This window comes from Serratia sp. ME47, from assembly GCF_903970925.1.
Taxonomy (GTDB): Bacteria; Pseudomonadota; Gammaproteobacteria; order Enterobacterales; family Enterobacteriaceae; genus Serratia; species Serratia ureilytica.
The window spans coordinates 34,618-46,241 of the sequence record NZ_CAJCKE010000006.1 but is presented as its reverse complement, the minus strand read 5'-3'; the positions used below and the strand labels follow the sequence as shown (position 1 = coordinate 46,241).

At 61.0% G+C, this 11,624-nt stretch carries 9 protein-coding genes; 5 read left to right on the top strand and 4 right to left on the bottom strand.

From position 1 onward, the window contains the following. Position 1 precedes the first annotated feature (1 nt). The 3 genes from H7A77_RS08725 to H7A77_RS08715 all read left to right on the top strand — a co-directional run bounded on the left by H7A77_RS08725 (position 2) and on the right by H7A77_RS08715 (position 3,642). A complete protein-coding gene (locus tag H7A77_RS08725) occupies positions 2–1,165 on the top strand; it encodes a glycerate kinase (RefSeq protein ID WP_072628265.1) in 1,164 nt (387 codons plus the stop codon). 119 nt (positions 1,166–1,284) lie between these two features. Continuing rightward, positions 1,285–2,247, top strand: coding sequence for a ferrochelatase (gene hemH, locus H7A77_RS08720; RefSeq protein WP_108680249.1), 963 nt, complete (start codon positions 1,285–1,287; stop codon positions 2,245–2,247). Positions 2,248–2,337: 90 nt separating this feature from the next. Beyond that, on the top strand, positions 2,338–3,642 hold the full coding sequence (locus tag H7A77_RS08715; RefSeq protein ID WP_099783768.1) for an inosine/guanosine kinase: 1,305 nt from the start codon (positions 2,338–2,340) through the stop codon (positions 3,640–3,642). A gap of 54 nt (positions 3,643–3,696) precedes the next feature. Here H7A77_RS08715 and ybaL read toward each other — a convergent pair whose 3' ends face one another. After that, on the bottom strand, positions 3,697–5,388 hold the full coding sequence (gene ybaL / locus H7A77_RS08710; RefSeq protein ID WP_182074067.1) for a YbaL family putative K(+) efflux transporter: 1,692 nt from the start codon (positions 5,386–5,388) through the stop codon (positions 3,697–3,699). A 245-nt stretch (positions 5,389–5,633) separates the two neighbouring features. Beyond that, positions 5,634–6,854 carry an MFS transporter gene (locus H7A77_RS08705; protein WP_033651115.1) on the bottom strand — a complete coding sequence of 407 codons (1,221 nt, stop codon included), beginning with the start codon at positions 6,852–6,854 and terminating at the stop codon, positions 5,634–5,636. Positions 6,855–7,032: 178 nt separating this feature from the next. Between H7A77_RS08705 and ushA the strand changes: the two genes are divergently transcribed. Beyond that, a complete protein-coding gene (gene ushA / locus H7A77_RS08700; protein ID WP_182074066.1) occupies positions 7,033–8,685 on the top strand; it encodes a bifunctional UDP-sugar hydrolase/5'-nucleotidase UshA in 1,653 nt (550 codons plus the stop codon). A gap of 107 nt (positions 8,686–8,792) precedes the next feature. Here ushA and H7A77_RS08695 read toward each other — a convergent pair whose 3' ends face one another. Next, positions 8,793–9,560: a helix-turn-helix domain-containing protein gene (locus H7A77_RS08695; RefSeq protein WP_047025742.1), complete on the bottom strand. Its 768-nt coding sequence runs from the start codon at positions 9,558–9,560 to the stop codon at positions 8,793–8,795. 99 nt (positions 9,561–9,659) lie between these two features. On the opposite strand from H7A77_RS08695, the gene H7A77_RS08690 reads away from it, so the two are divergent. Next, positions 9,660–10,823: a multidrug effflux MFS transporter gene (locus H7A77_RS08690; RefSeq protein WP_164057368.1), complete on the top strand. Its 1,164-nt coding sequence runs from the start codon at positions 9,660–9,662 to the stop codon at positions 10,821–10,823. A 3-nt stretch (positions 10,824–10,826) separates the two neighbouring features. Here H7A77_RS08690 and H7A77_RS08685 read toward each other — a convergent pair whose 3' ends face one another. Beyond that, positions 10,827–11,594, bottom strand: coding sequence for a thioesterase II family protein (locus H7A77_RS08685; RefSeq protein ID WP_182074065.1), 768 nt, complete (start codon positions 11,592–11,594; stop codon positions 10,827–10,829). Between the last annotated feature and the right edge of the window lie 30 nt (positions 11,595–11,624).

Here is an 11,624-nt window from a genome sequence, read left to right as displayed (position 1 = left end):
GATGAAAACGCTGAAAAAAGTGGTTATTGCCCCGGATTCTTTCAAAGAGAGCCTGAGCGCGCTCGGCGTCGCCGACGCCATCGAGCGGGGATTCCGTCAGATTTACCCGCAGGCGCACTACGTGAAGCTGCCGATGGCGGACGGCGGTGAAGGGACGGTGGAGTCGATGGTGGCGGCCACCGGCGGTGAAATCGTTCAGGTGACGGTCACCGGCCCGCTGGGGGATCCGGTGCAGGGGTTCTATGGCTTGTTGGGCGACGGCGAAACCGCGGTGATTGAAATGGCCGCCGCCTCCGGGCTGCATCTGGCGCCGCCCAACCGGCGCGATCCGCGCATTACCACCAGTTACGGCACCGGCGAATTGATGCTGGCGGCGTTGGATCGCGGCGTGAAGGCGATCGTTCTCGGCATCGGCGGCAGCGCCACCAACGACGGCGGCGCCGGGATGATGCAGGCGCTGGGCGTTAAATTGCTGGATAAGGCTCGTCACCCGCTGCCAATGGGCGGCGCGGCGCTGGCGCAGCTGGCGCACCTCGATCTCGCCGGACTGGACGCGCGTTGGCAGCGGGTGAGCGTAACCGCCGCCTGCGACGTGGATAACCCGCTGTGCGGCGCAAAGGGCGCGTCGGCGGTATTCGGGCCGCAGAAAGGGGCGACGCCGGAGATGGTGGCGCAGCTCGATGCGGCGCTGCATCACTACGGCGAACTGCTGGAACGGGAAACCGGCCGCGCCGTGCTGGCCCAGCCAGGGGCGGGCGCGGCGGGCGGCATGGGGGCGGCGCTGCTCGGCATGCTCAACGCGCGTTTGCGGCCGGGCATCGAGATTGTCACTGAAACCCTGCGCCTGGATGAGGCGGTGCGCGATGCCGATCTGGTGATCACCGGCGAAGGGCGGCTGGACAGCCAGTCGATTCACGGCAAAACGCCGATCGGCGTGGCGCGGGTGGCCAAGCGTCACGGCGTGCCGGTGATCGCCATCGCCGGCAGCCTGACGCCGGATTATTCGGTGGTGCATCAACACGGCATCGATGCGGCGTTTTCGGTGCTCGATCGCATCGTGACGCTGGAAGACGCGCTGGCGGACGCCGATCGCAATCTGCAGGTGACGGCGCGCAACGTGGCGGCGGTATGGCAGCTGGCGCAAGGAAGAAGCCCACAGGCATAGCCTGTTGCTGTTATCGGTTTCGACGCAGGACTTTTCCGTTACAATAGCCGGCATTAATGGCTGCTGACATCCCGACCCAGAACGGAATGCCGGCCGGAAAGGAAATGAGGGGAACTGAGATGAAGCAAGAGAAACACGGCGTATTGCTGGTGAACCTGGGCACGCCAGATGCGCCGACCTCGTCGGCGGTCAAACGCTATCTGAAGGAATTCCTCAGTGACGATCGCGTGGTCGACACGGCGCCGCTGATCTGGTGGCCGATCCTCAACGGCGCGATCCTGCCGATCCGCTCGCCGCGCGTGGCGAAACTCTATCAGTCGGTGTGGATGGAAGAGGGTTCGCCGCTGCTGGTGTACAGCCGCCGCCAACAGCGGGCGCTGGCGGCGCGCATGCCGAATACGCCGGTGGAGTTGGGCATGAGCTACGGTTCGCCGAGCCTGGCGGAAGCCATCGACAAGCTGCTGGCGCAGGGCGTGACCAACCTGGTGGTGCTGCCGCTCTATCCGCAATATTCCTGTTCCACCAGCGCGGCGGTATGGGACGGCGTAGCCCGGGTGCTGAAAGGCTATCGCCGCTTGCCGTCGGTGGCCTTCATTCGCGATTACGCCGAACACCCAGCCTATATCGCCGCGCTGCAACAAAGCGTGGAGCGTTCGTTCGCCGAACACGGCCAGCCGGATCGGCTGGTGCTGTCGTTCCACGGCATCCCCAAGCGCTATGCGCGGCTGGGCGACGACTACCCGCAGCGCTGCGAGGATACGCTGCGAGCGCTGAGCGCCACGCTGCCGCTGGCGCCGGAGCGGGTGATGATGACGTACCAATCGCGCTTCGGCCGCGAGCCTTGGCTGACGCCGTATACCGATGAGACCCTAAAAGGGCTGCCGGCGCAGGGCGTGAAGCACATTCAGCTGCTCTGCCCCGGTTTCTCGGCGGACTGCCTGGAAACGCTGGAAGAGATTAAAGAGCAGAACCGCGAGATCTTCCTTAAGGCCGGCGGCGAGAAGTTTGAATACATCTCAGCGTTGAACGACGAGCCGGCGCATATCGATATGATGCAGCAGTTGGTGGCGCAGCGTCTGTAATCATCCATAATCTGTCTATTAGGTGCATCGTGATCGGGCGGGGATGTGTTAACATTCTCCGCTTGTTAAACCGCCACCACCACCAATCACATGAAATTTCCTGGTAAACGCAAGTCCAAACACTATTTCCCGGTGAGCGCCCGCGATCCGCTTCTGCAGCAGGCCCAGCCCGAAAGTGAAATCAGCACCTCGTATATCGTCGGCATCGACCAGACGCTGGTGGATATCGAGGCGAAAGTGGACGACGCTTTTGTCCAGCGCTACGGCCTGAGCCTGGGCCACTCTCTGGTGATCGAAGATGACGTCGCCGAGGCGCTGTATCAGGAATTGAATGAAAACAACCTGGTCACCCATCAGTTCGCCGGCGGCACCATCGGCAACACCATGCACAACTATTCGGTGCTGGCGGACGACCGCTCGGTGCTGCTCGGCGTGATGTGCAGCAACGTGAAAATCGGCAGCTACGCCTACCGTTATCTGTGCAATACCTCCAGCCGCACCGATCTTAACTATCTGCAGGGCGTTGACGGCGCCATCGGCCGCTGTTTCACGCTGATCGGCGAAAGCGGCGAGCGCACCTTCGCCATCAACCCCGGCCAGATGAACCAGCTGCGCCCGGAAAGCATCCCTGAAGAGGTGATCGCCGGCGCGTCGGCGCTGGTGCTGAGCTCTTATCTGGTGCGCTGCAAGGAAGGGGAGCCGATAAAGGAGGCTACCCTGCAGGCGATCGAATACGCCAAAAAGCACGATGTGCCGGTGGTGCTGACCCTGGGCACCAAGTACGTGATCGCCGACAACCCGCAGTGGTGGCGCGACTTCCTGAAGGAAAATGTGACCATTCTGGCGATGAACGAAGACGAAGCGCTGGAGCTGACCGGGCTGAGCGATCCGCTGACCGCCTCGGACATGGCGCTGGAGTGGGTGGATCTGGTGCTGTGCACCGCCGGGCCGAACGGCCTGTATATGGCGGGCTACACCGAAGAGGCCAACAAGCGTCAGACCCAGCACCCGCTGTTGCCGGGGCATATCGCCGAGTTCAACCGCTACGAGTTCAGCCGCGCCATGCGTCGCGAACACTGTGACCATCCGCTGCGCGTTTACTCGCACATCGCGCCGTATATGGGCGGGCCGGAGAAGATCATGAACACCAACGGCGCCGGCGACGGCGCGCTGTCGGCGTTGCTGCACGATATCGCCGCCAACGGTTATCACCGCCACAACGTGCCGAACTCGAGCAAGCACGTGCGCAGTTACCTGACATACTCTTCGTTGGCGCAGGTGTGCAAATACGCCAACCGCGTCAGCTACCAGGTGTTGAACCAGCATTCGCCGCGTCTCACTCGTGGCCTGCCGGAGCGCGAAGACAGCCTGGAAGAGTCCTATTGGGAGCGTTAACCCGCTGAAAAAGAAAAGGTCCGGCATGCCGGACCTTTTTTAATGCGCGGTGCCTCAGATCGGGCAGCCCCCCATTTTTTCTTCTTCGCTCAGGGTATCCAGCTGCAGGATGTTCAGCATGCTGTTAGCGATCTCCCGTTCGCCCATCACCACCTGATTGGCGCCGCGATCGGTGATGTAGGCCACCTCGTCGTCGTAGTGGGCGCGGGCGATGATCTCGATGTTCGGCCGCTTGGCGCGCGCCGAGGCGACGATCTCGCCGGCCTCATAGCCGTTCGGGATGGTCAGCAGCAGCCAGCGCGCGCAGTCGAGCCGCGCCAGATCCATCACTTCCGGATTGGCGGCGTTGCCCAGCACCGTCTTGATGCCCTGTTCGCGCAGCGCTTCCACCCGCGGGCGGGAGTTCTCGATCACCACCAGCGGAATGCCCGCCTCGGCCAGTTTGCCGCCCAGCAGGCTGCCGACGCGGCCGTAGCCGACCACCAGCGCATGGTTGCACATGTCCACCGGGATCTGCTTCTCTTCTTCCACCGCCTCTTCGAGGATTTGCTCTTCGATGGTTTCGGTTTTGGCCAGATAGCGCTCCAGCAGGGTGAACAGCAGCGGGTTGAGCATGATGGACAGAATGGCGCCGGCCAGCACCAGATTGCGCCCGTGTTCCGACATCATGCCGAGCGCGATGCCGAGGCCCGCCAGAATAAAGGCGAACTCGCCGATCTGCGCCAGGCTGGCGGAGATGGTCAGCGCGGTGCGCTTGGAGTGGCCGAACATTTTCACCAGCAGGAACGCGGCGGCGGATTTGCCGAACACGATGATCGCCAGCGTCGCCAGCACCGCCAGCGGTTCGTTAATCACGATCATCGGATCGAACAGCATGCCAACCGAGACGAAGAACAGCACGGCGAACGCGTCGCGCAGCGGCAGGGTGTCGTGCGCCGCGCGGTGGCTCAGCTCGGACTCGTTCAGCACCATGCCGGCGAAGAAGGCGCCCAGCGCGAAGGAGACGTCGAACAGCTTCACCGCGCCGTAGGCGATGCCGAGCGCCAGCGCCAATACCGCCAGGGTGAACAGCTCGCGCGAGCCGGTGCTGGCGGTTTTCGACAGGATCCACGGCACCAAACGGCGGCCGACCACGATCATCAACGCGATGAAGGCGATGACCTTACCGATGGTCAGCGCCAGTTCCATCAGCAGCTGGCTGCTGCTGGCGTTGTCGTTGCTCAGCATGTTGCCGAAGGCGGGCAGTAATACCAGCGTCAGCACCATCGCCAAATCTTCGACGATCAGCCAGCCGATGGCGATTTGCCCGCGCTGGCTGTCGATCAATTGCCTCTCCTCCAGCGCGCGCAACAGCACCACGGTGCTGGCGGTGGAGAGACAGAGGCCGAACACCAGGCCGGAGATCAGATCCCAGCCGAGCAGCTTGGACAGCCCCATGCCGAGCAGGGTAGCGACGGCTATCTGCGCCACGGCGCCGGGTATGGCGATAGATTTTACTGCGAGGAGGTCTTTCAAAGAGAAGTGCAGGCCAACACCGAACATCAACAGGATAACGCCGATTTCCGCCAGTTCCGGCGCCAGTGAGGTATCGGCGACGAAACCGGGGGTGAACGGGCCGGCGAGCACCCCTGCGGCCAGATATCCCACCAGGGGTGAGATGCGCAGGCGGTTCGCCAGCATACCGAGGAGGAAGGCGAGTACTAACCCTCCGACGATGGTGGTGATGAGCGGTGTTGAATTATGCATCCATACTCCTTCTGGCTATGCATCGCGGCACGGGAGAAACGCAACAAAGTTACGAAAAGATACATTTAGTTTATTGCATTTGTTCGCGGCTTGCTTGGCTAATTTGGCCTTTTTTGTAAAAAAGCAGAGGATTTCGCTTAAGGCGCGGCAATGAGGGAGTTTTGTGCCAGATAAACCAAATAACATTGATTTATCCGTAGGATAACCCGGATGAATAAATAATTTCATCCGGGCGGTTCGCGGGGTTATTGCGGTTTATGCTCCATATTGGGCAGTAGCGCGGTGATAATGCCGATCAGCGGCAGGAAAGCACAGATTTGGTAGACCAGCTCGATACTGGTCAAATCGGCGACATAACCAAGAACTGCCGCACCTAACCCGCCCATACCGAAAGCAAAACCGAAGAATAAACCGGAAACCATGCCGACTTTACCGGGGATCAGCTCCTGTGCGTAGACCAGGATGGCGGAGAACGCCGAGGCGAGAATAACCCCGATGATCACCGTCAAAATGCCGGTCCAGTACAGGGATGCATGGGGTAAAATAAGCGTAAATGGCGCTGCGCCAAGGATTGAGCCCCAAATAACGTATTTTCTCCCTATCTTGTCGCCAAGAGGCCCGCCGATGATGGTTCCGGCGGCCACCGCGAACAGGAAGGCGAACAGGTGAATTTGCGCATTCTGCACCGAAACGCCGAACTTATGTATCAGATAAAAGGTGTAATAGCTGCTGATGCTGGCCAGATAGAAGTATTTAGAGAAAATCAGCACCAGCAGAATGCCCAGCGAGTAGGCGACGGTACGTTTTGGCAGCGGTTTCAGCATTGCGGGGCTTTTCGGCTGCCCTTTCGCCGCCCGATGCTGATGTTGGTACCACTTGCTGACCTGCAGCAATACCACGATCGCCAGCAGCGCCGCCAGCGTGAACCAGGCGACGTTGCCTTTGCCGTAAGGCGCGATGATCAGCGCGGCCAGCAGCGGGCCGAGCGAGCTGCCGAAGTTGCCGCCGACCTGGAACAGCGACTGCGCCAGGCCGTGTCGTCCGCCGGAGGCCATGCGCGCCACGCGCGAGGATTCCGGGTGGAATACCGATGAGCCGGTGCCCACCAGCGCCGCCGCCAGCAGCACCAGCGGGAAGGTGTTCGCCACCGACAGCAGCAGCAGGCCGGACAGGGTAAAGCCCATGCCGATAGGCAGTGAGTAAGGCTGCGGGTGTTTATCGGTGTAATAGCCGATCAGCGGTTGCAGCAGGGAAGCCGTTAGCTGATAGGTCAGGGTGATCATACCGATCTGCACGAAGCTGAGGTGGAAATCGGCTTGCAGGATCGGGTAAATCGCCAGGATCAGCGACTGGATCATATCGTTGAGCAGGTGAGACACGCTGATGGCGCCGAGGATGGAGAAAGCGGTCCTCTTTACCGTACTGCCCTTGGCGGGCGGCATCGCGCTTTGGCTACTGTCGGTCATATTATTATTAGCCTGATAAGTTGTTGAGCACAGAGATGACATCTTAGGCAGGGCGTTCAATTTTTACCATATCTGAAATAATCAGACTCACATCGCAAAAAATTGAAATCAGCTGTCATTAATTCGCGCTACAATTTCGCCCTCATCATAAAAGCCATTTAATACACGGAGATCCGCCATGCGTTTTTCGCTGAAAACCACCGCATGCGCGTTGGCCGTATCCCTGACGCTGCTGTCGGGGGCCGCCAGTGCCTGGGAAAAGGATAAGACCTACGCCATCACCATTCTGCATACCAACGATCATCACGGTCACTTCTGGCAGAACGATCACGGTGAATACGGTCTGGGCGCGCAGAAAACCCTGGTGGACGGCATTCGCCGCGAAGTGGCGGCGCAGGGCGGCAGCGTGCTGTTGCTGTCCGGCGGCGATATCAACACCGGCGTGCCGGAATCGGATCTGCAGGACGCCGAGCCGGACTTTCGCGGCATGAACCTGGTGGGTTACGACGCGATGGCGATCGGCAACCACGAATTCGACAACCCGCTGAGCGTGCTGCGCCAGCAGGAGAAGTGGGCGACCTTCCCGCTCTTGTCCGCCAACATCTACCAGAAAAGCACAGGCCAGCGCCTGTTCAAGCCTTACGCCTTGTTCGACAAGCAGGGTATCAAGATTGCCGTGATCGGCCTGACGACCGACGACACCGCCAAGATAGGCAATCCGGAGTACTTCACCGACATGGAGTTCCGCGTGCCGGCGCAGGAAGCGAAGCAGGTGGTGGAGCAACTGCGCAAGGACGAGAAGCCGGACGTGATCATCGCCGCCACCCATATGGGGCACTACGACAACGGCGAGCATGGCTCTAACGCGCCGGGCGACGTGGAGATGGCGCGCAGCCTGCCGGCGGGATATCTCGACATGATCGTCGGCGGCCACTCGCAGGATCCGGTGTGCATGGCCGGTGACAACCGCAAACAGGCGGATTATGTGCCGGGCACGCCATGCTCGCCGGATCGTCAGAACGGCACCTGGATCGTGCAGGCGCACGAGTGGGGCAAATACGTCGGGCGCGCCGATTTCGAATTCCGCAACGGCGAGCTGAAGCTGGTGCATTATCAGCTGATCCCGGTGAACCTGAAGAAGAAGGTGGAGAAAGCCGACGGCACCAGCGAGCGCGTGTACTACACCCAGCAGATTGCGGAAGATCCGACCATGATGAAGCTGCTGACGCCGTTCCAAGATAAGGGCAAGGCGCAGCTGGGCGTGAAGATCGGCAGCGTCAACGGCAAGCTTGAAGGCGATCGCAGCAAGGTGCGCTTCGTGCAGACCAACCTGGCGCGGGTGATGCTGGCGGCGCAGAGGGAGCGCGCCGACGCCGACTTCGCCGTGATGAGCGGTGGCGGGGTGCGCGATTCGATTGAAAACGGCGATATCACCTACAAGAACGTGCTCAAGGTGCAGCCGTTCGGCAACACGCTGGTGCATGTCGATATGAAAGGGCGCGAGGTTGAACAGTATCTGGCGGTGGTGGCCAACATGAAGCCGGATTCCGGCGCCTATGCCCAGTTCGCCAACGTCAGTCTGGTGGCGGACGGCAAGGGCGTCAGCGAGGTGAAGATCAACGGCCAGCCGCTGCAGGCGGAGAAAACTTACCGCATGGCGACGCTGAACTTCAACGCGCTGGGCGGCGACGGCTATCCGAAGCTGGACGGGCTGCCGAGCTACGTCAACACCGGCTTTATCGATGCCGAAGTGCTGAAGCAGTACATCGAGAAACACTCGCCGCTGGATGCGGCGGCCTACGAGCCGAAGGGCGAAATCGTCTATCGCTAGAGGCGTCGCGGAACGGCGCTCTCGCTTGTCGCGGGGGCGCCGTTCCCCCCTCGCTTTTCTCCTCTGCATCAACGCCTTTTGTCAGCGTTGCCGTTTTAAACGGCGTCTTACTTTCTTCTCTCCATATACGCCCTCGGCGGGCAGCCCGCCATATTCTTGAAAAAAGTGGCGAAGGCGCTGTCGCTGGAAAACGCCAGCCGACCGGCGACGTCGGATTGGCTCAGCCCTGCGGCCAGCATCTCTATCGCTTTGATCAGGCGCCATTGCTGACGCCATTGTTGATAACCGAGCCCGGTTTCACGGCGGAAAATCCGGCTGATGGTTTTCTCGGAAGCGCCGCTATAGCGCGATAGCTCGTGCAGCGGCGGAAGCATGTCCAGATTGGCCAGATGGCGCAGGCGGCGGTCGCTGGGCAGCGGCAGCAGCGTCAGTTCGCGCGGCGCGGCGGCGATCTCGTCCAGGCAGACCGCCAGAATATTGGCGTAAGGCCCATGCTGCCAGTCGGTGTCGAAGGCGGCGAACGCGATGCGTTCCAACACCTCGCGCAGCAGCGGCGAGGCTGTCAGTACGGCAAGCTGCGCAGGCAGACAGGCATAGCGATCGGCGTCGAGATAAAGCGAACGGTAACCGACGACGCCGTTGACCTGAACGCGGTGAGCCACCTGCGGCGGGATCCAGGCGACTCTGCCCGGCGGCAGCATGCAGATGCTTTGGTTGAGCGTGATGCGCATGCTGCCTTGCTGACAGAACAGCAACTGCCCCCTGTCATGCCAATGCGTGCCCGAGTCGTGCTGCGCCAGTTCGGCGGCGATCCCGAGCACCCCGTTGTCGAGCGTATCCGGATTAAAACTGTCCTGCGCCTGCAGCCACGCCATAGTCTGTCCGATTTTGTAAATTTATTGTCTTTTATATTGTAATCGGCGCTGGGACCAGATGCTACCTTGTGCAGCCTATTCTTGGCTACAGGATCTGTTATGCAACGTAAACTGACGCTGACGTTGGCGACGTCGATGATGATGTTTCCCCAGGTGGTGGAGACCATCTACAGCCCGGCATTGACGCATATTGCGCACGGTTTCCGGGTCAGTGCGGAAATGGCGGCGCAAACGCTCTCTTGTTACTTTTTCGCCTTTGCGCTGGGCGTGGTGGTATGGGGACGGATGTGCGACGTCATCGGACGCCGTCCCACCATTTTGGCCGGGCTGACGCTCTATCTGCTGGCTTCTCTCGTTGCGCTGTTCAGCGGCAGCTTCAGCGTACTGCTGGCCGCGCGGGTGCTGGCCGCCTTTGGCGCGGCGGTCGGTTCGGTCGGGACGCAAACGGCGATTCGCGATCGCTTCGACGGTTATGAATTGGCGCGGGTGTTCTCGGTGATGGGGATCGCCATGGCGATCAGCCCGGCGGTTGGCGTGTTGAGCGGCGCAGTGCTGACTCACTATTGGGGCTATCAGGGGGTGTTCGGCGGTTTGGCGCTGTTGGCGGCGCTGTTGCTGGGCTATGCCGGTTGGCAACTGCCGGAGACGCGTCCGCAGCAGGTGGTGAAGAATTCATTTTTCGGCACGCTGGGACGGATGGTCAAGGACGGGGATATTTGGCTCAGCGCGCTGTTGGTGGCGTTGTTCAATATTTGCATGTTCAGCTATTACCAGCTGGCGCCATTCCACTTCTCGGCGTTGGCGCTGCCGGCACAGTGGTTCGGTTATACCGGTTTGGTGTTGGCGGCCGGGGTGGGTATCGGCGCGGCGATCAACAAGTTTTTGATCGGCAAGCACTGGCTGTTCCCCGCGCTGTTGATGCTGGCCTGCGGATTATCGCTGACCGGCGGCCTGCTGGTACTGCTGCTGGAAGGGACCTTGTGGTTCGTTCTGCCGATGATGCTGGTGGTGATGGCGTACGGTATCGCCATTCCCAATATTCTGGCGCGCGCGCTGCGCCATTATAAAGACTGCATGGGCACCGCCGGCGCCATCCTTGGCCTGATGTATTACCTGATGCTCGGCGGTGGCTTGGTGTTGGCGGGGCTGTCGCAGCACCTGGGCGCCGTGCTGTCGCTCTGCAGCCTCTGCGTGCTGCTGTTGGCGTGGCGGGTGGTGCACAACGAGCGTCGTTTGGCGATGCTTGAGAGTGAAAACGCCTGACGGCTATATGCTGGCCGGTTCACTCAGGTGGCCTGCCAGCAACTGGTGAATGCCGGCTATCACGGCGTCGCGCTGCGTGGTGATATACATATGCCCGCCGGCAAAAGTGCGCTGCTGAAAATCGCCTTGCGCGATCCGGCGCCAGTCGAGCAAATCCTGCCGATCGATCAGCTCGTCGTTTTCACCATAAAACATCGCCAGCGGGGCGGGGTAACCCGGTTGCTCAGGGAAAAGCAATTGGCTGGACAGCATCAGATCGGCACGGATCAGCGGCAGATAGTAATCGAGCAGCGCGCTGTCGCCGATGAGCGACGCATCCAGACCCTCGCCGACACATAGCGCGTTCAACAAAGCGGCACGCGGCATTCTCAGCAACGAACTGTGGCGCGCCAGGAAGGGCGATGAACTGGCGGAAATGATCAACTGCAGCGGCGGCTGAGGCAGCGCCATCGCTAACGCCAGCGCAACCCGTCCGCCAAGACTGTGGCCAAAAAAGATCAGCGGTTTGTCCTGCAGTGGCTGCAGTGCCGGCATCAGTTGATTGATGAGTGATTGGGGGTGACAGAGCGGCGCTTCGTTTGCCCGCTCCTCTCGACCGGGGTATTGCACGGCATAGAGTTCGATGTCCTGATGCAACGAGGGGCTCCACCCCTGAAAGGCAGTGGCGCCGGCGCCGGCATGAGGAAAAGCGATCAGCCGCAGGCTGCCCTGGCGCCCTGGCGTCAGCGGTTTCAAGCTGCGTGGGGCGTTGGGGAAGTGGGTGCAATGCATGGCGAAATCCGTATTTTCAGGAGACCAAGG